Here is a 23430-nt window from a genome sequence, read left to right on the forward strand (position 1 = left end):
GCCGGATCAGGCCACTTCGGCCCGTTCGATCACCACGTCTTCCTTCGGCACGTCCTGGTGGAAGCCGGAGCGGCCGGTGGCCACGCCCTTGATCTTGTTCACCACGTCCATGCCTTCGGTCACGCGGCCGAACACGCAGTAGCCCCAGCCGTCCTGCGACTGTTCCTTGTCCAGAAACAGGTTGTCGCCGACGTTGATGAAGAACTGGGCGGTGGCCGAGTGCGGGTCCGAGGTGCGGGCCATGGCGATGGTGCCGACCGTGTTCGAGAGGCCGTTGCCGGCTTCGTTCTTGATCGGTGCCTGGGTGTCCTTCTGCTTCATGCCCGGCTCGAAGCCGCCGCCCTGGATCATGAAGTTGCCGATCACGCGATGGAAAATGGTGTTGTCGTAGTGGCCGGCCTCGACGTAGGCGATGAAGTTGGCCACCGTCTGCGGCGCCTTGTCGGCGTCGAGTTCCAGCGTGATGACGCCGTGATTGGTGTGCAGTTTGACCATTGCTGTATCTCCGGTTGCGTTGTGCGTTTCTTGTTTCTGCGGGCGAACCGCCCGCAGTGCTTACTGCTTGGCTTCGAGCACGCGGGCGGTCTGGATCACCACCGGCGTCATCGGCACGTCCTGGTGCATGCCGGCATTGCCGGTACGCACGTTGGCGATGTTGTTCACCACTTCCATGCCCTTCACTACCTTGCCGAATGCGGTGTAGCCGTAGCCGTCGCGCGACGGGTAGTCGAGCATGCGGTTGTCGACCAGATTGATGAAGAACTGGGCGGTGGCCGAGTGCGGATCATTGGTGCGGGCCATCGCGATGCTGCCCGGCGCGTTGCGCACGCCCTTTTCGATCGCCTGCTTGGCTTCGTTCTTCACCGGGGCGCGGGTGGCCTTCTGGTTCATCTGCGGATCGAAGCCGCCGCCCTGGATCATGAAGCCGTTGATCACGCGATGGAAGATCAGGCCGTCGTAGAAACCGGATTTCACGTACTGCAGGAAATTGTCGACCGAGGCCGGGGCGGCTTCCGGGAACAGTTCGATCACCACCGTGCCCTGGCTGGTCTTCAGTTCGACCTGAGGATTGGTGGCGAACGCGATCAGCGGCATCAGGCCGGCCAGCAGGCCGAGCAGCAACTTCTTCATGCGGGAGACTCCGTGTGGGTGAAAGGTGGATTAAAGGGGTGGCGGCGACACAGACAGATCCGGACGCCGCCGGTTCAGACCGAACCTTCGAACACGATGCGCCAGCGGCCGTTTTCCTTCTGCCAGTACTGCTGCTTGCGCATCACGTTGGACAGCGAGTCGCTGCGGTAGTCCTGTTCGAAGGTGACCACCACCAGCTGTTCGCGGCCCGGGTTACGGAAGGTGCTCAGGTTGCGCACGCCGACCTTGATCCATTGCTTGGTGGTGAGCGCGTCGCGCTTGCTGCGGGCGAAGGCGGCAAAGTCCTTGCCGTCGGCGCTGAATTTCGGTGAATAGTGGGCCAGCAGACGATCCGGATTGCGGCTTTCCCAGTCCAGTCGCCACTGCTCCATTGCCCGGTTGAATTCGCTGCGCTCGGCCTGCCAGTCGTCCTGCGACAGCCATTCGACCTGGTCGCTGATGACCACCGGCACCGGTGCGCCCTGCAGGTAGCGGTTCAGTGCCTGGAAATCCGGATTGGCCAGCACCACGCAACCGTCGGAGGCACGCGGCGGGCGCGAGAAGGTGTCGGACGGCGTGCCGTGCAGCCAGATGCCGTGGCCGTTCTTGCCCAGCTTGCGGTCCCAGGCGTTGGGATAATTGATCGGCAGCGCGCCGGCGCCGTAGAAATCGGTCAGCCTTTCCGGCGGCAGGAAGCCGGTCACCTGATATACGCCGAGCGGCGTCTTCTTGTCGCCCTCACGCATCTTGTCGGTGCCGAGGCGGCCGTGCGACACATACCAGTCGGCGACGAAGCGTGGCCGGCCATTCACGTTCTCGTACAGATAGAGGCGCGAGCGCCGGGTGTCCACCACCACCGCGTGCCGCTGGTCGGCCGGCATCTGCAGCAGATAGCGCGGCACGCTGTCGACCGGCGGCTTGTCGCGGTAGGCGCGGATGCGCACCACCGCCTCATCGCGCAGGTCGGCCAGTCTTTCGGCCGGCGCGTTCGGCGCATTGCCTATGGTGGTCAGCGCGCTGGCGCGTGCCAGCAGCAGGTCACCGCGTATCAGGTGACCGAGCCGGAAATTGGGCCAGGTGCGGAGCAGGGCGTCGACCTGCTCCAGCGCAAGGTCCAGCCGCTTGTGCTCGATCTGCCGGAATACCTGCTCCAGCATGGGCTCCGGCCCGCTGTCCGAGTAACGGACAGCGTCGCCGGACTGACCCGAGCCGATGGCCAGTGGCACGCACAGCGAAGACAGGAAGAGCGCGTTGCGCAGCACGCGCGCGAGCGCGCGGCTGCCCGGATGCTGCCACGCGCTCATCCGCCGACCCGCTCCTGCTGGATGAGCCAGCGGCCATCGCGTTTCACCAGCGTCAGCGTCTTGGTGGCACTGGTCTTCAGTCCGACCGAACGGTAGTGCTGGCGGAAGCTCACGTCGGCGCGATCGGCACCCGCCGGCCTGACCTTGACGTTCTCCACCTTCACCTCGATCGTGCCCGGCTTCTCGATGCGCACCCGACGGTCGCTTTCCCAGGCGCTGCGCGACTTGCCGTCCGGCACCTTGAAATCGGCAGCGTAATGGCCGAGATAGCCCTTCACGTCCTTGCGCGACCATGCGGCAGCCCAGTCTTCGACCGCACGCGACAGTTCGGCTTCCGGCAGTGCGTCCGACGGCGGCACCTGAACCGCGGCCTTGACCGGCAGCGACGGTGCAGCCTGCGGTGCGGTCGGCTGGGCCGTGGTCGGTGCCGGCTTGGCCGGGGCTGCGGCCGGAGCCGCCGCCTGCGGTGCGGGGGTGGCCGGTTTGGCCGACGGCGCCGGAGCGGCAGCGACCGGTGGCAGCGGCGAGGGCGCTACCTGGGCCAGCGCCGACGGGCGGGTCTGGCCGCGGGCGCCGTTGCTCACCATTTCGCGGATCAGATTGAGCTTGCTCTGCGCACCGGCGTTGGACGAATCGAGCTGCAGCGCCCGGTCATAGGCCTGGGTGGCCATGCGGGCGTAGATGTCGCCCAGGTTCTCGTGCGCCACCGCGTAGCTCGGGTGGGTGCGTATCGCCATTTCAAGTGCGGTCTTGGCCTTGTCGTACTGCTTCTGCTGTGCGTACAGCACGGCCAGGTTGTTGTAAGGCTCCGGCAGTTCCGGGTAGTCCTCGGTCAGCTTCTGGAATACCGAGGTTGCCTCAGGGATCTTGCCCAGCTCGGTCAGGATCAGGCCCTTGAAGAACCGGCCCTGCGGATCGCGTGGTTTCTGCGCAAGGAAGGCATCGATCTTTTCCAGCGCCTGCTGCGGCTGTTTCTGGCGCAGCAGCTGTTCGGCTTCCTGCACGCTGTTGGCAAAGGCGGGCGCGAGCGACGCGCCGAGCACGAACAGGCCGGCGAGCAGGCGGGTGGCGAAGCGCGGGGCGGAGCGGGGCGAGAGGGCCATGTGTTAGACTTTTTGGCGTGAATACGTCGTTTGACAACCCCGGATCTTATCAAGAAGGTGCCCCGGCGTCCTGCCGTCGCACCTGATTCGGTTCGCCGCCCGCTCCCAGCCGGGCCGTCCTCCAGCCGTCGCTCCGAAACCGTCCCCTGCCATGCTCAAGATCTACAACACCCTCGCCCGCGAAAAACAGGATTTCGTGCCGATCGAACCCGGCCGGGTGCGCATGTACGTATGTGGCATGACGGTGTACGACTTCTGTCATCTGGGTCATGCGCGTGTGATGGTGGTGTTCGACATGGTCACCCGCTGGCTGCGCGCGTCCGACTACGCGGTGACCTATGTCCGCAACATCACCGACATCGACGACAAGATCATCAGGCGTGCCGCCGAGAACGGCGAAACGATGCGCGCGCTGACCGACCGCTTCATCGCCGCCATGCATCAGGACGCCGACGCGCTGGGCGTGCTGCGGCCGGATCACGAACCGCGCGCCACCGAATTCGTGCCGCAGATGCAGACGCTGATCCAGCGGCTCGAAGCGAAGGGCCTGGCCTACCGCGCCGCCAGCGGCGACGTGAACTACAGCGTGCGCAAGTTCGACGGCTACGGAAAGCTGTCCGGCAAGTCGCTGGACGATCTGCGTGCCGGCGAGCGGGTGGACGTGATCGACGACAAGCAGGATCCGCTCGATTTCGTGCTGTGGAAGCACGCCAAGCCGGCCGAGCCGGCCGAGGCGAAGTGGGCGTCGCCCTGGGGTGACGGCCGCCCGGGCTGGCATATCGAATGCTCGGCCATGAGTTCGCAACTGTTGGGCGACCAGTTCGACATTCACGGCGGCGGCGCCGACCTGCAGTTCCCGCACCACGAGAACGAGATCGCCCAGAGCGAGGGCGCGCACGGCCACACCTTCGTCAATTACTGGATGCACAACGGCTTCGTCCGCGTAGACGACGAGAAGATGTCGAAGTCGCTCGGCAACTTCTTCACCATCCGCGAAGTGCTGCAGACCTACGACGCCGAGGTGGTGCGCTTCTTCATTCTGCGCGCCCACTACCGCAGCCCGCTGAACTACTCCGACGCCCATCTGGACGACGCGCGCGGCGCGCTGACCCGGCTCTACACGACGCTGAAGAACGTGCCGCCGGCCACCTGTCAGCCGGACTGGAGCACGCCGGCCGGCAGCCGTTTCCGCGCCGCGATGGACGATGACTTCAATACCGCTGAGGCGCTGGCGGTGCTGTTCGAACTGTCGAACGAAGCCAACCGCGGCAATGACGCGGCGGTGGCCGGCGAACTGCGCGCACTGGCCGGCGTGCTCGGTCTGCTGGAACGTTCTCCCGAAGACTTCCTCAAAGGCCGTGCACAGGCCGGCGGTCTGAACGACGCGCAGATCGAGGCACTGATCGCGCAGCGCGTTGCCGCCAAGAAGGCACGCGACTTCGCGACTGCCGACCGGGTGCGCGACGAGCTGAAACAGCAGGGCATCATTCTGGAAGATTCCGCCGCCGGAACGACCTGGCGACGGGAGTGACATGGGGTTTGGCCGCAAGACATGCGTGCGATCACGATCAAGGCAGCGTGGAACGGCCACAGCGATTGCGAAGGGTGCAGCATCCGTCGTTCGGTGCTGTTCGCTGATCTGGTCGAGGCCGATTTTGCGCTGCTGCATGACCAGATCGACGACCTGGACTACCCCTCCGGGTCGGTGATCTACCACGCGGGTGCGCACGGCGACTGGCTGTTCACGCTGCGTGCCGGTGCGGTCAAGCTGGTGCGCTACAGCACCGACGGCAACCAGCGCATCCTGCGCATCCTGCGGCCGGGCGATGTGTGCGGGCTGGAAGCGCTGGTCAGGCCCGGCTATGACCACACCGCGATCACGCTGGCCCCGGTCAAGCTGTGCCGCATTCCGCGCACGCTGATCGAGCGGCTGAACCGCGAAACCCCCCGCCTGCAGAAACCGCTGCTCGAACACTGGTACGCCGCGCTGGCCGAAGCCGATGCCTGGCTGGCCGAACTGGCGGCAGGTCACGCCGACGTGAAGACCCGGGTGGCGCGGCTGTTGCTGCGCCTGCGCACCGCCGAGGCCCCGGACCGCGTGATCCGGCTCAGCCTCGAAGACTTCGGCGCCATCCTCGGCGTCGCCCCGGAATCGGCCAGCCGCGCGCTGGGGGTATTGCGTCGCAGCAAGCTCCTGGCCGACGCGGAAAGCCGCTACCACTGGCGGATTGACTCTTCAGGCCTGGCCGCACTTCTTGCGGCGCAAGATCAGGAAAACTGATTGTTTGTTGCGGAATGCAATGCCTTTTGCGGGCAGGGCCGGTCGCGTCCACCCAAATCGCATCATTCGTGACTCTTATAGCAGACATAAGACACGGTTATGGTTAAAGTGCCACTTCCGCAAGGATGACCGCAGACGCTGTCGGCGGTCAGCAGGGTCCGACGCATACACCTACCCGGTGGATGCCGAGTCTGTTTCAACCGTCGAACCGGGACGGCAACGGTTACCACCGTTGTCCGAGTCCGGTGGATATTGGAGAGCGTCGCAATGAAAGTCGTCCTGTCGCCGGAGCAGCTGAACTCCGGAGAAATCCCCGTTCCGACCTGGGTCAAAAGCCGCGGTCTGGTGAAATGGGTTGCCGAGATCGCCGCGCTGACCAAGCCGGACGCGATCCACTGGTGTGATGGTTCGCAGGAGGAGTACGACCGCCTGTGTGCCGACATGGTCGCCGCCGGCACCATGCGCCGCCTGAACCCCGAGAAGCGCCCGAATTCCTATCTCGCCTGGTCCGACCCGTCCGACGTGGCGCGCGTCGAAGACCGCACTTACATCTGTTCCGAACGCCAGGAAGACGCCGGCCCGACCAACAACTGGATGGCGCCGGCCGAAATGCGCCAGACGCTGAACGGCCTGTTCGACGGCTGCATGCGCGGCCGCACGATGTACGTCGTGCCGTTCTCGATGGGTCCGCTGGGTTCGCACATTTCGCAGATCGGCATCGAACTGTCCGATTCGCCGTACGTCGCGGTGAACATGCGCATCATGACCCGCATGGGCAAAGCGGTGTACGACGTGCTGGGCGAAGACGGCGAGTACGTGCCCTGCGTGCACACGGTCGGCAAGCCGCTGGCTGCCGGCGAGCAGGACGTGCCGTGGCCGTGCAACGCCACCAAGTACATCGTCCATTACCCGGAAACCCGCGAAATCTGGAGTTTCGGCTCCGGCTACGGCGGCAACGCGCTGCTCGGCAAGAAGTGCTTCGCGCTGCGCATCGCCTCGACCATGGGTCGCGACGAAGGCTGGCTGGCCGAACACATGCTCATCCTCGGCGTCGAGAACCCGCAGGGCCAGAAGCACTACGTTGCCGCCGCTTTCCCGTCGGCCTGCGGCAAGACCAATTTCGCGATGCTCATTCCGCCCAAGGGTTTCGAGGGCTGGAAGGTGACCACCATCGGTGACGACATCGCCTGGATCAAGCCGGGCAAGGATGGCCGCCTGTACGCGATCAACCCGGAAGCCGGCTACTTCGGCGTCGCCCCGGGCACCAACGACAGCACCAACGCCAACTGCATGGCCTCGCTCGCGGACAACACCATTTTCACCAACGTCGCGCTGACCGACGACGGCGATGTGTGGTGGGAAGGCATGAGCAAGACGCCGCCGGCTCACCTGACCGACTGGCAGGGCAAGGACTGGACGCCTGAAATCGCCAAGCAGACCGGCGCCAAGGCCGCTCACCCGAACGCCCGCTTCACCGTGGCCGCCACCCAGAATCCGGTGATCGACCCGGCCTGGGACGATCCGGCCGGTGTGCCGATTTCGGCCTTCATCTTCGGTGGCCGTCGTTCGACCACGGTGCCGCTGGTGACCGAAGCGCGCAACTGGGTGGAAGGCGTCTACATGGCCGCCACCATGGGTTCGGAAACCACCGCTGCGGCCGCCGGCCAGCAGGGTGTGGTGCGCCGCGACCCGTTCGCCATGCTGCCGTTCTGCGGCTACAACATGAGCGACTACTTCGCGCACTGGCTGCGCGTGGGCCAGAACCTGTCGGCCCAGGGCAGTGCAGTGCCGCGCATCTTCTGCGTGAACTGGTTCCGCACCGACGAGAACGGCAAGTTCGTGTGGCCGGGCTTCGGCGAGAACATGCGCGTGCTGAAGTGGATGCTGGACCGCGTGGCCGGCGGCGCCGAAGGTGCGGAGCACCTGTTCGGCACCAGCCCGCGCTATGACGATCTGAGCTGGGCCGGCACCGAGTTCAGCCGCGAACTGTTCGATCGCATCACCTCGATCGACGTGGCCGCCTGGCAGCAGGAAATCGCGCTGCACGACGAGCTGTTCGAGCGTCTGCAGCACCGTCTGCCGGAAGCGCTGTCGGCAGTGAAGGCAGAGATCGCCCGCCAGCTGGCCGCCTGATGGCGACGCAGGTCGCGGGGGTGCCGCGACCTGCTGCACACGCCACACAGACCGCTTCAAAGCCCGCTTCGGCGGGCTTTTTTCTTTTCCGCGACACGAGCGCTCCGCGCCCGCCTGCGCAAGCGGGCTTGACCCGGCGCTTCCCGATCGCATACCCTGCGCACGCCTCAGGTGCCCCGCGCGGCTGTCGTCGCAAGGGGTGAAACGGGAAGTCCGGTGCGCATGACCGCCTCACGGTGATGCAATTCCGGCGCTGCCCCCGCAACGGTAAGCGAGTCGTAGCGCTCCATTCAGCCACTGTGCCCCACGCACGGGAAGGCGGATCGCACACACCCCCTCGCAAGCCCGGAGACCGGCCTGGCGCGCAAGGTCTTTTGACCTTCGGACCGATGGCTGCGGTGGGCGGCCTGGGGCGCATGCGTTCGTTCGGCCGCCACGCGGCCGTCATGTTACGTTCCTGTGCGTTTCTCGCGCGGCCTGCCGCGTGCCATCGGATTTTCTGCTTTTCGCCGGCGGGTGATGCCGGCAATGCACGGAGATCTGCATGCGTACCTCACTGACCCCCCTGATCGCTCTGGCCGGCCTCGCGCTGGCCCCTTCCGCACACGCCGGCCCGTTCGCGCCGGCGGCCGGCAGCGCCGGCTCCACCGCCCTGCACAAGGACAATGCCGCTTTCGTCCAGTGGGCCACCGGCTACCGCGACTACCAGCCGGGCCCCAACGTCGACGCCGCCTGGAAGAACCCGGCCAAGGGCCTGGGCAAGGCCGAAGGCACATCCACCGATGTAGTGGTGCTGGGCGACGGCGGCCGCATTACGCTCACTTTCGATGGCTACATCACCAACGGCGCCGGCGCCGATTTCGCGGTGTTCGAGAACAGCTTCAGCAACACCTTCCTCGAACTGGCTTTCGTCGAGGTGTCGTCCAACGGCAGCGACTTCTTCCGCTTCCCGAACTACTCCTTCACCGCCAGCCCGGTGTCCGGTTTCGGCAGCATCGATCCGACCAATATCGACGGCCTGGCCGGCAAGTATCGCCAGGGCTACGGCACGCCCTTCGATCTGGACCAGCTGAGCGGCATCGCCGGGCTGGACGTGAACAGGGTGCAGTACGTGCGCCTGATCGACGTGATCGGCAACGGCTCGACCTTCGACAGCTACCCAGCCGCCTACGGCGGCCCGCACCCGATCTACGACCCGTACCCGACCTCGGGCAGCAGCGGCTTCGACCTCGACGCGGTGGGCGTCATCCACTACGCCGCCTTCGCCGCCCAGACACCGCCGGTGCCCGAACCGTCGCAGTGGGCGATGTACGCCGCCGCGCTGGGCCTGCTGTCTGTCGTCGTCCGCCGTTACCGCGCCTGAAGGGCGCCGCACAGGGAATCCCGCACATGAACATCCGCATGCTTGCCTGCGCCCTCGGCGCGTTCGCCCTCAGCCAGTCGACCGCTGCCGCGGTCGAGGTATCGACCTTCGACGACCTGGCACTGAGTCCGGAAAGCCATTTTTTCCCGAAGGTGTCCACGACCTTCACCAGCGGTGCCGCCACTTTCAACCACAGCTTCAACGACTGGGGCGGCGACTGCTGCCATACCGACTGGGTGTATTCCAACCGCACCGACACCACCACCGAGGGCTACCTGAACCAGCACAGCGCCATCGCCGGCGGCGGCGCCCAGGGCTCGGCGAATTACGCGGTGGCCAATGCCGGTGCGCCGGTGGCGACCTTCGCCGCACCGGTCACCGTGCTGGGCGCCTTCTTCACCAACAGCACCTATGCCGCGCTGTCCATGCTCAATGGTGACGGTTTCGCCAAGCGCTTCGGCGGCGAGGACGGCCGTGATGCCGACTGGTTCATGCTCACCGTGACCGGTCTCGACAGCGTCGGCGGGCACACCGGCAGCGTCGATTTCATGCTGGCGGACTATCGCTACGCCAACGGCGCCGACGACTACATCGTGACCGACTGGCGCTGGCTGGATCTGAGCGGACTGGGCACCGTGAGCGGCCTGCAGTTCGCGCTGTCATCGAGCGACAGCGGCGCCTTCGGCATGAATACGCCGGCCTATTTCGCGATGGACAGCCTGGCGGTGGCCGCAGTGCCGGAACCGGAGCAGGCCGCACTGCTGCTGGCCGGTCTGGCGCTGGTGAGCGCGGTCGCCCGCCGTCGCATGGCCTGACGCAGATACAGGCACGGCGCCGCCCCGCGTGGTGGCGCCGGTGCGGAGGCGACTTTCATGAACATCCCGTTCAGGCCGGCGCTTGCCGGCCTGCTGTGCCTGCTCGCGCCGCACGCGCGGGCAGACGACGCGCTGCGGCTGGACGAAGTGGTGATCAGTGCGCCGTCGGCCGACGACACCTTGCGCACCGTGCCGCATGGCGTGTCGGTCATCACCGCCGGTGACATCGAACGCGCCGGTGCACAGGGCGTGGGCGATCTGCTCAGCCGCGAGGCCGGACTCAACCTGCAGAGCTATTTCGGCCGCGACAAGGGCGCCACGGTCGACATGCGCGGCCTGGGCGCGACCGCGGTCAGCAACGTACTGGTGCTGGTCGATGGCGTGCGGCTCAATGCCGACGACCTGTCGGGCGCCGATCTGTCGTCGGTCGCGCTGTCGCAGGTCGAACGCATCGAGGTGCTGCGTGGCGCAGGTGCCGTACGCTACGGCGACGGCGCGGTCGGCGGCATCGTGCATATCCAGACACGGCGCCCGCGGCCCGGGCCGCTCACCGGTCAGCTCGATCTGCGCAGCGGCGCCTGGGGCACACGCGAGGCGCGGCTGCGCGCCAGCGGCGGCGCCGGGCCGCTGGCCGCCAGTGTCACGCTGAGCCGGCTGGACAGCGACGGCTATCGCGACAACGACCGCTACGCCGCGCGCGACAGCGCGCTCGAACTGAGCCTGCTGCCGGACGGGCCGTGGTCCTTCATCGACCTCAGCCTGCGTGCCGCGCGCCACATCGACGAATATGGACTGCCGGGGCCGGTCAGCGCTGAAGCCTTTCGCGCCGGCAGCGCCCGGCGGCGGGCAAGCAGCGCGTCGCCGCAGGACGGCGGCAGCACCGACGACCGCACGCTGGGCGCCCGGCTGCGTGCCGACTTCGGCGACGCCGGCCTGCTCACCCTGCAGCTCGATCATCGCGACCGCGAGAACCCGTACTTCATCGGCGTGCAGACTGGCGTTGCGCTGGCGGACCAGCGCAACGTGATCGATTCCACCCGGCGCGACCTGCGCATGACGCACGAACTGAGCGTCGACGCCTTCGGCCGGCGGCACGATCTGGCATTCGGCTACGTCAGCCAGTCGTCCGACTACCTGCGTCGCGAGAACGGCGATTCCGTGGTCGGCAATTCGACCCGGCGCAGCGGTGAACTGAATGGCCACGCCTGGTGGGGCGAGGGCGTGTTCAGGCTGGGGCAGGGCGTCAGCATCAACGCCGGCCTGCGTCGCGACCGCGCCGACAGCCGCATTACGGGCAGCCGCTACACGCGCGAATGCCAGTACATCTTCATTCCGTTTCCGGTGGAAGTGCCGGGCAGCTGCGTGAATGCCTTCCGTGCGACCGACGCCACCGCGTCGGACTGGCGCAACCGGGCGAGCGAACTGGGGGCGAGCTGGCAGGTTTCGTCCGTGCTGACCGTGTTTGCCGCGGACAGCCGTCACTTCCGCAGTCCCAACATCGACGAACTCGCGCTTGCCGCGCCCGACCTGCGTCCGCAGCGCGGCCGCACGCGCGAAGCCGGCCTGCGGGCGCGGAGCGACACGGTCGAATTCGGCGCTACGGTCTATCGCATGCACATTGAGGACGAAATCTACTTCGACAGCGCCAGTGGCCTCAGCGTAAACCGCAACTACGCGCTGCCGACCGTGCGCACCGGCGTCGAAATCGATCTGCGCTGGCGGCTCCGGCCTTCGCTGCTGTTCGCCGCCAACGCCGGCTACGTGCAGCCGCGTTTCGAAGGCAGCGACGCCGATGTACCGCTGGTGCCGCGTCGCACCGCCAATCTGCGCATCGAGTGGACGCCGGCGGAGGCGCGGCGCATCACCTTCAGCGCCCGCCATGCCGGCCGCCGCTTCGACGGCAACGACCTCGACAACCGCAGCTTCGCGCCGCTGCCGTCGTACACCGTGTTTGACCTGGCGCTCAGCGTGCGCAGCGGCGCCGCCACCTGGTCGGCGGGGGTCAGCAACCTGTTCGACAAGGTGTATTCCACCATCGCCTACAGCAACACCTACTACCCGATGCCCGAGCGCACCGCGTGGATGGGCGTGAGCTGGCAGCTTGAGTGAGCAGGGCGGTTGTGCAATGAAAAGGGGCCGCTGATGCGGCCCCTTTCGTCCTTCCGGATGCGGATCGCGCGCCGGTCAGCCGGCGAAGAAATCCTTCATCTTGTCCATCCACGACTTCGCGCGCGGGCTGTGATTGGCTTCGTCGCTGCGGTTGATGTCGTCGAATTCCTTCAGCAGCTCACGCTGGCGCGAAGTCAGGTTCACCGGCGTTTCGACCACCACATGGCACATCAGGTCGCCCGGGTAGCTGCTGCGCACGCCCTTGATGCCCTTGCCGCGCAGGCGGAACACCTTGCCGGACTGGGTTTCGGCCGGAATCTTGATCTTGGCCGCGCCATCCAGCGTCGGAATCTCGATTTCGCCGCCCAGCGCCGCGGTGGCGAAGCCGATGGGCATTTCGCAGTGCAGATCGTCGCCCTCGCGCTGGAACACCGCGTGCGGCTTGATGTGGATCTGCACGTACAGGTCGCCGGCCGGGCCGCCGCCCTGGCCGCGCTCGCCTTCACCGGCCAGACGGATGCGGTCGCCCTCGTCGATGCCGGCCGGAATCTTCACCTGCAGCGTCTTGCTGCCCTTGACGCGCCCGGCGCCATGGCAGTCGTTGCACGGGTCCTTCACCATCTTGCCGGTGCCGTGGCACTTCGGGCAGGTCTGCTGGATCGAGAAGAAGCCCTGCTGCATGCGTACCTGACCCACGCCGTTGCAGGTGGTGCAGGTGACCGGCTTGGTGCCCGCCTTGGCGCCGGTGCCGCCGCAGCTGCCGCAGTCGTCCATGGTGGGGATGCGGATGCGGGTGTCGGTGCCGCGCGCCGCTTCTTCCAGCGACACTTCGAGGTTGTAGCGCAGGTCGGCACCGCGGTAGACACCGCTGCGACCGCCGCCGCGGCCGCCCTGGTTGCCGAAGATTTCTCCGAAAATGTCGCCGAAGGCGTCGCCGAATCCGCCGAATCCCTGGCCGCCGCCCGCGCCGCCACCCATGTTCGGGTCGACGCCGGCGTGGCCGTACTGGTCGTAGGCCGCGCGCTTCTGGCCGTCAGACAGGATTTCGTAGGCTTCCTTCGCTTCCTTGAACTTGTCCTCGGCTTCCTTGCTGTCCGGATTGCGGTCCGGGTGGTACTTCATCGCCAGCTTGCGGTAAGCCTTCTTGATTTCGTCATCGGAGGCGTCGCGGTTGACGCCGAGGATGTCGTAAAAGTCTTTCTTCGCCATTCGTGTTCACCACAGATGCGGCAAAGGCACAGTGCGTCAGGAGAGGCTCCCGCCGCGCTGTGCCCCGCTTGTTGAGTGCGGGCCTGCAGGCCCGACGCGCAGCTTACTTCCTGTCCTTCACCTCGGTGAATTCGGCGTCGACCACGTCGCCGTCGTCGTCCTTCTTGCCGCCGGGTGCCGCGCCTGCCGCACCGGCTGCGCCGGCTTCGGCCTGCTGCTGCGCATACATCGCCTCACCCAGCTTCTGCGCGGCGGTGGCCAGTGCGGCGCTCTTGGCGTCGATGGCGTCCTTCTCGCCGCTGCGAATGGCGTCTTCCAGTTCCTTGATCGCGGCTTCGATCGCTTCCTTCTCGCTGCCGTCGACCTTGTCACCGTGCTCGGTCAGCGCCTTGCGGGTCGAATGCACCAGCGCGTCGGCCTGGTTGCGGGCGTCTGCCAGCTCATGCGCGCGCTTGTCCTCTTCGGCGTGCAGTTCGGCGTCCTTCACCATGCGCTGGATCTCTTCTTCCGACAGACCCGAGTTCGCCTTGATGGTGATCTTGTTTTCCTTGCCGGTGCCCTTGTCCTTGGCTGACACGTGCAGGATGCCGTTGGCGTCGATGTCGAAGGTGACCTCGATCTGGGGCATGCCGCGCGGCGCCGGGGCGATGCCTTCGAGGTTGAATTCACCCAGCGACTTGTTGCCCGACGCCATTTCGCGCTCGCCCTGATAGACCTTGATGGTCACCGCCGGCTGGTTGTCGTCGGCGGTCGAGAAGGTCTGCGAGAACTTGGTCGGCACCGTGGTGTTCTTCTGGATCATCTTGGTCATGACGCCGCCCAGCGTCTCGATGCCCAGCGACAGCGGGGTCACGTCGAGCAGCAGCACGTCCTTGACGTCGCCCTGCAGCACGCCGCCCTGGATGGACGCGCCGACGGCGACCGCCTCATCCGGGTTCACGTCCTTGCGCGGCTCCTTGCCGAAGAATTCGCGCACCTTTTCCTGCACCTTGGGCATGCGGGTCATGCCGCCGACCAGGATGACGTCGTCGATGTCGCCGATCTTCACGCCCGAATCCTTCAGCGCGATGCGGCAGGGCTCGATCGAACGCTCGATCAGCTCTTCCACCAGCGATTCGAACTTGGCGCGGGTGATCTTGATCGCCAGGTGCTTCGGGCCGGACGCGTCGGCAGTGATGTAGGGCAGGTTGATTTCGGTCTGTGCGCTCGACGACAGCTCGATCTTGGCCTTTTCCGCCGCTTCCTTCAGGCGCTGCAGCGCGAGGATGTCCTTCTTCAGGTCGACGCCCTGGTCCTTCTTGAACTCCTCGATCACGTAATCGATGATGCGCTGGTCGAAGTCTTCGCCGCCGAGGAAGGTGTCGCCATTGGTGGCCAGCACTTCGAACTGGTGCTCGCCATCGACGTCGGCGATTTCGATGATGGACACGTCGAAGGTGCCACCGCCCAGGTCATACACCGCGATCTTGGAGTCGCCCGGCTTCTTGTCCATGCCGAAGGCGAGCGCAGCCGCGGTCGGCTCGTTGATGATGCGCTTCACGTCCAGACCGGCGATGCGGCCGGCGTCCTTGGTCGCCTGGCGCTGGCTGTCGTTGAAGTAGGCCGGCACCGTGATGACGGCTTCGGTCACTTCTTCGCCGAGGTAGTCTTCGGCGGTCTTCTTCATCTTGCGCAGCACTTCGGCCGACACCTGCGGCGGCGCGATCTTCTTGCCGCGCACTTCGACCCAGGCGTCGCCGTTGTCGGCCTTGGCGATCTTGTAGGGCATCAGCGAGATGTCCTTCTGCACTTCCTTCTCTTCGAAGCGGCGGCCGATCAGGCGCTTGACCGCGAACAGCGTGTTCGCGGCGTTGGTGACCGCCTGGCGCTTGGCCGAGGCGCCGACCAGAATTTCGCCGTCTTCGGCATAGGCGACGATGGACGGCGTGGTGCGCGCACCTTCCGAGTTCTCGATCACCTTGGGCTTGCCGCCTTCCATCACGGACACGCAGCTATTGGTGGTGCCCAGGTCGATACCGATGATTTTTCCCATGTTCGGGGTCCTCTATATATATGCGGGTGGAGGAAAGATTCGTCTGTGCCGGAGGTGGGGCGCATGCCCCTTCATTTCAAGGGGCTTTTTGTCGCCCTTGCTGCCTCACGGCCAGCGGAGCGTTCAGGCAGCAGCCCTGGACACGATGACCAGGGCAGGGCGCAGCACGCGGTCGTGCAGCAGATAGCCCTTCTGCAGCACCTGCACCACGTGGTTCGGTTCGCCCGGCGCCTCGATCTGGCTGATCGCCTGATGCTTGTGCGGGTCGAATTTCTCGCCCAGCGGATTCACTTCCTCGACGCTGGCGCCGCCGAAGGCCTGCACCAGCTGCTTGAGTGTCAGTTCCACGCCTTCACGGGTCTTGGTGACGTCGTTCGAAGTGTCCGCCAGCGCGGCTTCCAGACTGTCCTTGACCGGCACCATGGCGGAAGCGAACTTTTCGGCGGCGAACTTGCCGGCCTTGATCACGTCTTCGGCGGCACGCCGGCGCATGTTCTCGGTTTCCGCCTTGGCGCGCAGCAGGGCGTCCTGCAGTTCGGCGATCTTCTGTTCGGCGGCGGCCAGCGCGTCCGGCGCTTCGGCGGCCGGCACGGTGTCGGCGAGGTTTTCCGGCGTCGGGTTCGGGGTCTGTTCGGTCATTCCGGGGATCCTCTGATTCTGAGACCCGCCGCACATGGGGGCATCCGGAAGGTTTTCAAGCCCCTTTTCGGGTGGTTTCGCAGACCGCGGCCGCGGGTTATTTTGTCGTGCTCCCGGCGATGCCCTATCATTCCCGCTTCATGACGCGTTCCACGCTTCCTTCCTGTCCTTCTCATGCTTGAGCGCATCGGCAAATACCGGGTCATCCGCGAAATCGGCAAAGGTGCAACCGCGACCGTTTACCTGTGCAAGAGCGACGACATCGAGGAAATGGTCGCGGTCAAGCTGGTCGATTTCGGCGACAAGAATCGCGATCAGGGCAAGTGGTCGCGGCGCATGCGCAAGCTTTTCCTGACCGAGGCGGCGATCGCCGCCAGGCTGGACCACCCCAACATCATCCGCATCTACGACGCGCAGGTCGAAGAGAACCGGGCCTATCTGGTCATGGAATTCATCGACGGCCAGCCACTCGACCATTACTGCGAATTCAACACCATGCTGCCGCTGCCACGCGCGGTGAGCATCGTGTTCAAGTGCGCGATGGCGCTCGACTACGCCTTCCGCCACGGCGTGGTGCATCGCGACATCAAGCCGGCCAACATCCTGATCGGCGCCAATGACCTGGTGAAGGTGACCGATTTCGGTCTGGCGCTGAATGTGGCCAAGGAAAACGACAAGGATTCGACCTTCATCATGGGTGTGGGCTCGCCGGCCTACATGAGCCCGGAACAGGTGAAGGGCTATCCGCTGAACCAGAAGACCGACCTGTACTCGCTCGGCGTGGTGCTGTTCCACCTGCTGACCGGGCGGCTGCCCTTCCGCGCCAAGCATCCGGCCCAGCTCATCTACAAGATCATCAATGCCGATCCGCCGTCGGCGTCGCAGCTGAACCCGGAAGTGCCGGAGGCGATGGACCGGGTGATCCGCAAGGCGCTGGAGAAGGATCTGTACTCGCGCTACAAGAACGGTGCCGAGTTCGCCAAGGACCTGTCGTCGGTGCGGTTCAAAATCCTCGACGACAAGTACGTGCCGCCGGATACGACGCGCTTTTCCATCCTGCGCAAGATGCCCTTCTTCACCGAATTCGACGATGTCGAGGTGTGGGAGGTGCTGCGTTTCTCGAACTGGCGCCAGTACGCCGAAGGGACCGTACTGATGCGCGAGGGCGACGGCGACAACCGTTTCGGCCTCATCGTGTCCGGCCATGTGCGGGTGGTGGTCGGTGGCCGTCTGCTGGCCGAACTGGGGCCGGGCGAGGCGGTGGGCGAAATGGGTTACCTCGATCCTGCCCACGTCCGTCGTTCTGCCACCGTGGTGGCGATTTCTCCGGTGGCCTTCCTCGAAGTCAGTCCGTCGGCGCTGGCGCTGGCCTCGGAAGAGTGCTTGGAGCACTTCCGCGGCCAGCTCATCAGCACCGTGGTGCAGCGTCTGGCACGCGCCAATGCCGCGCTGGCAGCCCAGGGCGAAGAGGTAATGATGCCGACCGAATCCGGTTTTTCGGTCATCGGCTCGGGTCTGGACCTCGAACTGCTGCCTGACGCGCCGGTCCGTCGCTGACCCGCAGAGGCCCCTTCACGCGGGTCTTCCGTCGCGCGCAGCGTGACGTCTGCCCTCGGACCGCTTCTAAAGTTTCCATCCCGCAGGCCGAAACTCTCCCTGCAAGCACACGGCTTCACCCCGGTGCTGATCGAAGGAGAGCAACCTTGAGCCGCAATTCAGTTTATGGCATCAGCCGCGTTGATAACGAGGCCAGCCGCACCCACGGCTGGCTCGTAACCATCCAGCGACGCGGGGTGATTCACCGCAAGCATTTCAGCGACGGCGTGTTCGGCGGAAAGCAGAAGGCGTTTGCCGCTGCCAAGCAGTTCCGCGACGACATCATTTCGAAATTCCCGCCGTTTTCGCTGCGGGAGTATTCCAGCATCGTCAAGAAGAACAACCGTTCCGGCGTGGTCGGCGTCTGCCGCTACTGCGCATCGGAAACCCGTGACATGCCCGAGGACAAGCAGCGCTGGTTCTGGGTGGCGTCCTGGCCGCTGCCGTCGGGTCGCCGCAAGCGGGTGAAGTTCTCGGTGAACAAGTACGGCGAGGAAGGTGCATTCAAGATGGCGCTGAAGGCGCGCAAGGATGCGCTGAAGAAGCTGGATGGCCAGTTCGATCCGGGTGCGGCCCGGCGCGGACGCCCGCGCAAGGCCAAGAACGACGAGAACGTGCTGCCGGCGCGCGCAGCGGCCTGATGTCCGTCCGTCCATGAAAAAGGCGACCTCCGGGTCGCCTTTTTATTTGCCCTGCGCGCTTCAGCGCGCGGCGCCCATGTCCCGGGCGCGCTGTGCCTGCAGCGTGCGTTCAGGCTGCGGCTGGCCGGCTTCGTCCCACCAGTGGCCCAGTTCGCGCCGCACCACGCTGCCCAGCGCAGCGATCCAGTCCGGTCTTTCGTTCAGGCAGGGGATGTAACCGAAGCGCTGACCGCCGTGCGCGATGAAGGCGTCGCGATTCTCGACCGCGATCTCCTCCAGCGTTTCCAGACAGTCGGCGACGAAGCCGGGGCACATCACATCCACGCTCTTCAGGCCACCGTCGGCCAGTTTTTCCAGCGTCGGCTGGGTGTAGGGTTCCAGCCAGCGCGCCCGGCCGAAGCGGGACTGGAAGGTGACCAGATAGTCGTCTTTCCCGAGACCGAGCGCTTCGGCGATCAGCCGGCCGGTCCGGTGGCATTCGCAGTGGTAGGGGTCGCCCTTCGTGAGATGGAAGTGCGGCACGCCGTGGAAGGACATGACCAGCTTGTCGGCGCGGCCGTTCTTCTGCCAGTGCTCGCGCACGCTGGCGGCCAGCGCGTCGATGTAGCCGCGGTCGCCGGCGAAGGCGCGCACGTAGCGCAGTTCAGGCAGGTTCCGCCAGCGCAGCAGCGCGCGCGCCAGTTCGTCCACCACCGAGCCGGTGGTGCTGGACGCACCCTGCGGGTACATCGGGACGGCGAGGATGCGGGTGAAACCTTCGGCCTTCATCTGCTGCAGCACGTCGCCGATCGACGGCTTGCCGTAGCGCATCGCGTGCCTCACCTCGATGTCCGGCTGACCTTCGGCCACCATCCAGCCGCGCAGCAGCCGGGTCTGGCGCTCGGTATGCACGCGCAGCGGCGATCCTTCGTCGGTCCAGATCGTGGCGTATTTTTCGGCCGACTTCTTTGGCCGCACATTCAGGATGATGCCGTTCAGGATGACCCACCAGACCGGTTTCGGCACTTCGACCACGCGGTCGTCGGACAGGAACTCTTTCAGGTAGCGGCGCAGCGACGGGGCATCGGCCTGGTCCGGCGTGCCGAGATTGACCAGCAGCACGCCGGTGCGTGCGGTCTGGCCATGGGTGTAGGACGGTTCAGCGATGAAACGGGACATGTCGTGTTCGTGTTGTGGCCGGCCCGGGGAGCACGGCGTTCGGGTTTGACTGAGGTCTCGCTCAGATCTGTCTCAGCTCTGACTCAGCGCACTCGACAGCAGCTTGGCGGTCACGTCCACGATGGGTATCACCCGCTCGTAAGCCATGCGGGTGGGGCCGATCACGCCCACCGTGCCGACCACCTGACCCTGCACCTCGTAAGGCGCGGTGACCACGCTGCATTCATCGAGCGGCGCCAGACCGGATTCGCCGCCGATGAAGATCTGCACGCCTTCCGCATGCTGCGACAGGTCGAGCAGGCTGGCCAGCTGGGTGCGCTGGTCGAACAGCGAGAACAGTTCGCGCAGCCGCGACATATTGGATGCAAGGTCATCCACTTCGAGCAGATTGCGCTCGCCGCTGATCACGTACTGCCCCTTGTCGTCCGAGAACGCCTCGTTGCCGGCCTGCAGCGCAGCTGCCATCAGCGTCGTCAGATCGCCGTGCAGCTGTTTCAGTTCCGCCTGCAGCCGGCTGCGGATTTCGTCGAAATCGAGGCCGGCATAGTGCTGGTTCAGGAAGTTGGCCGCGGTGACCAGTTCGGACGGCGAAAAATTCTTCTCGGTCAGCAGGATGCGGTTCTGCACCTCACCGGATTCGGTCACGATGATGAGCAGGATGCGCTTGTCCGACAGGCTCAGGAATTCGATCTGGCGTATGCGCGGCAGCTGGCGGCGCGGCGCCACCACGATGCCGGCGAAACGGGTGAGCTGGGACAGCAGCTGCGAGGCCTGATTGACCAGCAGGCGCGGGTCGGCCGGGCGCAGTTCGCCTTTCAGTTCGCTGATCTGGCCTGGCTCCAGCGGTTGCACCGACAGCAGGGTGTCGACGAAGAAGCGGTAGCCGCGCGCAGTCGGCACCCGGCCAGCCGAGGTGTGCGGGCTGGCGATGTAGCCCAGCTCCTCCAGGTCGGACATGACGTTGCGTATGCTCGCCGGAGACAGGTCGAGCCCGGCGAATTTCGACAGCGTGCGGGAGCCGACCGGCTGGCCGTCGGCGATGTAGCGCTCGACCAGGGTTTTCAGCAGCAGTCTCGAACGGTCTTCAAGCATGGAGCGGGCAGCGTGTCGCGGGGCGAGTCATGTTCAGCACCTGATTCTAGAGCAGTGCGCGCCACGGCGTCAGGCATCCTGCCCGCCATCTTGACACAGTGACACCGATGGCCGGGCAGGGCGGCGCGACGTCACGGCCGTGCCCGGCCTTTGTGGTTTAATCCGCGCATGAATACCGAATCTCCGGCCTACGGCTGCGTTGCGCTGATCGGCAAGTACCAGAGCGCCGAAGTGGCCGAGTCGCTGCGCACGCTGGCGCACTGGCTGCGCGATGCCGGCCGCGAGGTGCTGATCGAACAGGCATCGGCCGAAGTGATGCCGGATGACCGGTTCGAATCCGCCGATTTCGATACCCTCGGCCGTCGCGCACAGCTGGCGGTGGTGGTCGGCGGCGACGGCTCGCTGATCAGCGCTGCCCGCAAGCTCGCGCCTTTCGACGTGCCGCTGGTCGGCATCAACCAGGGCCGGCTCGGTTTTCTGACCGACGTCGCCCGCTCCAGCATGCTGGATTCGCTGGATTCGCTGCTGCGCGGCGAATTCCGCGCCGAGCGGCGCGTGCTGATGCAGGCGCAGGTGCTGCGTGAGGGCCGCACCACGTTTTCCGCCTACGCGCTCAACGACGTCGTCATTTCCAAGGGCGACCTCGGTCGCATGATCGAGTTCGAAGTGCGGGTGGATGGTGAATTCGTCTACAGCCAGCGCTCGGACGGGCTCATCGTTGCCACGCCCACCGGTTCGACCGCCTATTCGCTGTCGGCCAACGGCCCCATTGTTCATCCTTCGCTCGGCGGCATGCTCATCGTGCCGCTGTGTCCGCACGCGCTGTCGTCGCGGCCCATCGTGCTCGGCGACAGTGCGGTGCTGAACGTACGCCTGTTTTCCCGCCACGATGCGCGTGCCCACTTCGACGGCCAGGAGCATGTCAATCTTCAGGGTGACGACGTGCTGCGCATCGAGCGCTCGCCGCATCAGGTCACCCTGCTGCATCCGCCCGGCTACAGCTATTTCGCCATGCTGCGCGAGAAGCTGCGCTGGAGCGAGGCGCCGAAGGAAGTCTGAGCGGCGCCCGCATTGCGCCGAAGAGCCGCCGTCCCTGTATCGTCCCGTAGCGTCCAGTACTGTCCGTTTCCTGCCGGGGTTTCATGCTCGAACGTCTATTCATCCGCGATTTCATTCTGGTCGATCGGCTGGAGCTCGATTTTTCGCCCGGTTTCGGTGCGCTGACCGGTGAGACCGGCGCCGGCAAATCCATCCTGATCGATGCGCTTGGCCTGCTGATGGGCGGCCGTGCCGACGCGTCGGTGGTGCGCAACGGCTGCGAGCGCGCCGAACTGTCCGCCGAATTCGCCTGTGCCGGCAATGACGCACTGGGCGACTGGCTGCGGGAACAGGATTTCGAGCCGGAAGAGGGCGTTGTGATCGCCCGTCGCGTCATCGACGCCGGCGGCCGTTCGCGCGCCTACATCAATGGCGCGCCGGCCAGCGTGGCCCAGCTGAAAGAGCTGGGCGGGCTGCTGATCGACATCCACGGCCAGCACGCGCACCAGGCGCTGATGCGCGAATCCGCTCAGCGGGCGCTGTTCGACCAGCACGCCGGACTGACCGCGCAGGTGGCGGCGGTCGGCCGGCTGCATCGCGAATGGCAGCAGCGTGAACAGGCGCTGGCGCGCGCGCTGCAGGACAGCGAATCGGCCGCACGCGAACGCGAACGGCTGCAGTGGCTGGTCGAGGAACTGGAGGCGCTGGCGTTCGAACCCCTGGCCTGGGCCGAACTGCAGCAGGATCACGGCCGGCTGGCGCATGCCACCCAGCTGCTGGAAGGGTCGGCCGAAGCGCTGGCGCTGATCGAGGAGGGCGACGCCGCGCTCGACGGTCAGCTCGCGCACGTCGCGGCGCTGCTCGGCCGGCTGGAGGCCTATGACGCCTCGCTGGCTGAATGTCGCAGCCTGATCGAATCTGCCGCGACCCAGGTGGACGAGGCGGCGCGGGCGCTGCGCACCTACGCTCACCGCATCGACGCCGACCCGCAGGCGCTGGCGCGCGCCGACGAGCGGATCGCGGCGGTGCTGGACTGTGCGCGCAAGCACCGGGTCGAGCCGGATGGGCTGCCGCAGTTGCTGACGGACAGCCGCGCCCGGCTGGAACAGCTGCAGCTGGAATCCGATCCGGCTGCGCTGGCGGCGGCGCGTGACGCCGCGCTGGCAGCCTGCGTGCAGGCTGCGCAGGCACTGTCCGCGGCCCGCGCACCGGCGGCGCGCCAGCTGTCCGGGGCGGTCACCGCAGCGATGTCGGAACTGGCCATGCAGGGCGGTCGCTTCGAAGTGGTGCTGCAGCCGCGCGAACTGCCCTCCGCCGCCGGGCTGGAGGACATCGAATTCCAGGTCGCTGCCAACCCGGGCCAGCCGCTGGCACCGCTGGCCAAGGTGGCGTCCGGCGGCGAACTGTCGCGCATCGGTCTGGCGATACAGGTGATCGCCAGTGCACGCAGCGGCACGCCGACGCTGGTGTTCGACGAGGTGGATGTGGGCATCGGCGGCCGCGTGGCCGAGGTGGTCGGCCGTCAGCTTGCGCGGCTGGGCGAGGCGCGTCAGGTGCTGTGCGTCACCCATCTGCCGCAGGTGGCGGCGCGTGCGCACTGGCAGTGGTCCATCGCCAAGCGCAGCGACAACGGCCAGACCCGCAGTGCGGTCACCCAGCTCGATGCCGGCGCCCGGGTGGATGAGATCGCCCGCATGCTGGGCGGCGAGGTGATTACCGACACCACCCGCGCGCATGCGCGGGAAATGCTGGGTCCATGAACCTCGAACACCGGGTCCGGACCTCC

General features: G+C 66.2%; 19 protein-coding genes and 1 riboswitch. Of the genes, 10 read left to right on the plus strand and 9 right to left on the minus strand.

Annotation, left to right across the window (positions count from 1 at the left end):
• Positions 1 to 6: 6 nt before the first annotated feature.
• The 4 genes from METUNV2_RS0106175 to METUNV2_RS0106190 form a co-directional block, all read right to left on the minus strand.
• Positions 7 to 495 carry a peptidylprolyl isomerase gene (locus METUNV2_RS0106175; RefSeq protein WP_018228618.1) on the minus strand — a complete coding sequence of 163 codons (489 nt, stop codon included), beginning with the start codon at positions 493 to 495 and terminating at the stop codon, positions 7 to 9.
• 60 nt (positions 496 to 555) lie between these two features.
• Positions 556 to 1131, minus strand: a complete 576-nt coding sequence (locus METUNV2_RS0106180) for a peptidylprolyl isomerase (protein ID WP_018228619.1) — start codon at positions 1129 to 1131, stop codon at positions 556 to 558.
• A 74-nt stretch (positions 1132 to 1205) separates the two neighbouring features.
• Entirely contained in the window at positions 1206 to 2435 is a 1230-nt protein-coding gene (locus tag METUNV2_RS0106185; protein WP_018228620.1) for a L,D-transpeptidase family protein, read from the minus strand.
• A complete protein-coding gene (locus METUNV2_RS0106190; protein WP_018228621.1) occupies positions 2432 to 3538 on the minus strand; it encodes a nuclear transport factor 2 family protein in 1107 nt (368 codons plus the stop codon). Before METUNV2_RS0106190 ends, METUNV2_RS0106185 begins: the two co-directional genes overlap by 4 nt.
• A 151-nt stretch (positions 3539 to 3689) precedes the next feature.
• On the opposite strand from METUNV2_RS0106190, the gene cysS reads away from it, so the two are divergent.
• The 6 genes from cysS (at position 3690) to METUNV2_RS0106220 (ending at position 12239) form a co-directional block, all read left to right on the plus strand.
• Complete coding sequence (gene cysS / locus METUNV2_RS0106195) at positions 3690 to 5069, plus strand: cysteine--tRNA ligase (protein ID WP_018228622.1); 1380 nt, start codon at positions 3690 to 3692, stop codon at positions 5067 to 5069.
• A 21-nt stretch (positions 5070 to 5090) separates the two neighbouring features.
• Positions 5091 to 5819 (plus strand): Crp/Fnr family transcriptional regulator, encoded by a 729-nt coding sequence (locus METUNV2_RS0106200; protein WP_018228623.1) that lies wholly within the window; start codon positions 5091 to 5093, stop codon positions 5817 to 5819.
• A gap of 267 nt (positions 5820 to 6086) precedes the next feature.
• Entirely contained in the window at positions 6087 to 7952 is a 1866-nt protein-coding gene (locus METUNV2_RS0106205; protein WP_018228624.1) for a phosphoenolpyruvate carboxykinase (GTP), read from the plus strand.
• Between the two features lie 152 nt (positions 7953 to 8104).
• Positions 8105 to 8327: riboswitch (cobalamin riboswitch) on the plus strand.
• A 169-nt stretch (positions 8328 to 8496) separates the two neighbouring features.
• The gene (locus tag METUNV2_RS0106210; RefSeq protein ID WP_018228625.1) at positions 8497 to 9315 is read left to right on the plus strand and encodes a hypothetical protein; all 819 of its coding nucleotides are present in this window, start codon (positions 8497 to 8499) and stop codon (positions 9313 to 9315) included.
• Positions 9316 to 9341: 26 nt separating this feature from the next.
• Positions 9342 to 10130 (plus strand): DUF4465 domain-containing protein, encoded by a 789-nt coding sequence (locus METUNV2_RS0106215; protein ID WP_018228626.1) that lies wholly within the window; start codon positions 9342 to 9344, stop codon positions 10128 to 10130.
• Between the two features lie 57 nt (positions 10131 to 10187).
• Entirely contained in the window at positions 10188 to 12239 is a 2052-nt protein-coding gene (locus METUNV2_RS0106220) for a TonB-dependent receptor (RefSeq protein ID WP_018228627.1), read from the plus strand.
• A 75-nt stretch (positions 12240 to 12314) separates the two neighbouring features.
• Here METUNV2_RS0106220 and dnaJ read toward each other — a convergent pair whose 3' ends face one another.
• The 3 genes from dnaJ to grpE all read right to left on the minus strand — a co-directional run bounded on the left by dnaJ (position 12315) and on the right by grpE (position 16119).
• Positions 12315 to 13448 (minus strand): molecular chaperone DnaJ, encoded by a 1134-nt coding sequence (gene dnaJ / locus METUNV2_RS0106225; RefSeq protein WP_018228628.1) that lies wholly within the window; start codon positions 13446 to 13448, stop codon positions 12315 to 12317.
• A gap of 103 nt (positions 13449 to 13551) precedes the next feature.
• Positions 13552 to 15480: a molecular chaperone DnaK gene (gene dnaK, locus METUNV2_RS0106230; RefSeq protein ID WP_018228629.1), complete on the minus strand. Its 1929-nt coding sequence runs from the start codon at positions 15478 to 15480 to the stop codon at positions 13552 to 13554.
• Between the two features lie 123 nt (positions 15481 to 15603).
• On the minus strand, positions 15604 to 16119 hold the full coding sequence (gene grpE, locus METUNV2_RS0106235; protein WP_018228630.1) for a nucleotide exchange factor GrpE: 516 nt from the start codon (positions 16117 to 16119) through the stop codon (positions 15604 to 15606).
• Between the two features lie 174 nt (positions 16120 to 16293).
• On the opposite strand from grpE, the gene METUNV2_RS0106240 reads away from it, so the two are divergent.
• Positions 16294 to 17676: a protein kinase domain-containing protein gene (locus tag METUNV2_RS0106240; protein WP_018228631.1), complete on the plus strand. Its 1383-nt coding sequence runs from the start codon at positions 16294 to 16296 to the stop codon at positions 17674 to 17676.
• 146 nt (positions 17677 to 17822) lie between these two features.
• Positions 17823 to 18356 (plus strand): AP2 domain-containing protein, encoded by a 534-nt coding sequence (locus tag METUNV2_RS0106245; protein WP_018228632.1) that lies wholly within the window; start codon positions 17823 to 17825, stop codon positions 18354 to 18356.
• Between the two features lie 60 nt (positions 18357 to 18416).
• On the opposite strand, the gene hemH is transcribed toward METUNV2_RS0106245, so the two are convergent.
• Positions 18417 to 19514 (minus strand): ferrochelatase, encoded by a 1098-nt coding sequence (hemH, locus tag METUNV2_RS0106250; protein WP_018228633.1) that lies wholly within the window; start codon positions 19512 to 19514, stop codon positions 18417 to 18419.
• 72 nt (positions 19515 to 19586) lie between these two features.
• A complete protein-coding gene (gene hrcA / locus METUNV2_RS0106255; RefSeq protein ID WP_018228634.1) occupies positions 19587 to 20606 on the minus strand; it encodes a heat-inducible transcriptional repressor HrcA in 1020 nt (339 codons plus the stop codon).
• Positions 20607 to 20774: 168 nt separating this feature from the next.
• Here hrcA and METUNV2_RS0106260 point away from each other — a divergent pair, with 168 nt between their 5' ends.
• Together METUNV2_RS0106260 and recN are read left to right on the plus strand one after the other, a co-directional pair.
• Positions 20775 to 21665 (plus strand): NAD kinase, encoded by an 891-nt coding sequence (locus METUNV2_RS0106260; protein ID WP_018228635.1) that lies wholly within the window; start codon positions 20775 to 20777, stop codon positions 21663 to 21665.
• Positions 21666 to 21748: 83 nt separating this feature from the next.
• Complete coding sequence (gene recN, locus METUNV2_RS0106265; RefSeq protein ID WP_018228636.1) at positions 21749 to 23404, plus strand: DNA repair protein RecN; 1656 nt, start codon at positions 21749 to 21751, stop codon at positions 23402 to 23404.
• Positions 23405 to 23430: the final 26 nt, after the last annotated feature.

Origin of the sequence: Methyloversatilis universalis EHg5 (genome assembly GCF_000378945.1) — a bacterium.
GTDB lineage: Bacteria > Pseudomonadota > Gammaproteobacteria > Burkholderiales > Rhodocyclaceae > Methyloversatilis > Methyloversatilis universalis_A.

Bases quoted from the DNA above. Each gene is read 5' to 3' on its own strand.
- METUNV2_RS0106175 (WP_018228618.1), bottom strand. From the start codon at position 495: ATGGTCAAACTGCACACCAATCACGGCGTCATCACGCTGGAACTCGAC.
- METUNV2_RS0106180 (WP_018228619.1), bottom strand. From the start codon at position 1,131: ATGAAGAAGTTGCTGCTCGGCCTGCTGGCCGGCCTGATGCCGCTGATC.
- METUNV2_RS0106185 (WP_018228620.1), bottom strand. From the start codon at position 2,435: ATGAGCGCGTGGCAGCATCCGGGCAGCCGCGCGCTCGCGCGCGTGCTG.
- METUNV2_RS0106190 (WP_018228621.1), bottom strand. From the start codon at position 3,538: ATGGCCCTCTCGCCCCGCTCCGCCCCGCGCTTCGCCACCCGCCTGCTC.
- cysS (WP_018228622.1), top strand. From the start codon at position 3,690: ATGCTCAAGATCTACAACACCCTCGCCCGCGAAAAACAGGATTTCGTG.
- METUNV2_RS0106200 (WP_018228623.1), top strand. From the start codon at position 5,091: ATGCGTGCGATCACGATCAAGGCAGCGTGGAACGGCCACAGCGATTGC.
- METUNV2_RS0106205 (WP_018228624.1), top strand. From the start codon at position 6,087: ATGAAAGTCGTCCTGTCGCCGGAGCAGCTGAACTCCGGAGAAATCCCC.
- METUNV2_RS0106210 (WP_018228625.1), top strand. From the start codon at position 8,497: ATGCGTACCTCACTGACCCCCCTGATCGCTCTGGCCGGCCTCGCGCTG.
- METUNV2_RS0106215 (WP_018228626.1), top strand. From the start codon at position 9,342: ATGAACATCCGCATGCTTGCCTGCGCCCTCGGCGCGTTCGCCCTCAGC.
- METUNV2_RS0106220 (WP_018228627.1), top strand. From the start codon at position 10,188: ATGAACATCCCGTTCAGGCCGGCGCTTGCCGGCCTGCTGTGCCTGCTC.
- dnaJ (WP_018228628.1), bottom strand. From the start codon at position 13,448: ATGGCGAAGAAAGACTTTTACGACATCCTCGGCGTCAACCGCGACGCC.
- dnaK (WP_018228629.1), bottom strand. From the start codon at position 15,480: ATGGGAAAAATCATCGGTATCGACCTGGGCACCACCAATAGCTGCGTG.
- grpE (WP_018228630.1), bottom strand. From the start codon at position 16,119: ATGACCGAACAGACCCCGAACCCGACGCCGGAAAACCTCGCCGACACC.
- METUNV2_RS0106240 (WP_018228631.1), top strand. From the start codon at position 16,294: ATGCTTGAGCGCATCGGCAAATACCGGGTCATCCGCGAAATCGGCAAA.
- hemH (WP_018228633.1), bottom strand. From the start codon at position 19,514: ATGTCCCGTTTCATCGCTGAACCGTCCTACACCCATGGCCAGACCGCA.
- hrcA (WP_018228634.1), bottom strand. From the start codon at position 20,606: ATGCTTGAAGACCGTTCGAGACTGCTGCTGAAAACCCTGGTCGAGCGC.
- METUNV2_RS0106260 (WP_018228635.1), top strand. From the start codon at position 20,775: ATGAATACCGAATCTCCGGCCTACGGCTGCGTTGCGCTGATCGGCAAG.
- recN (WP_018228636.1), top strand. From the start codon at position 21,749: ATGCTCGAACGTCTATTCATCCGCGATTTCATTCTGGTCGATCGGCTG.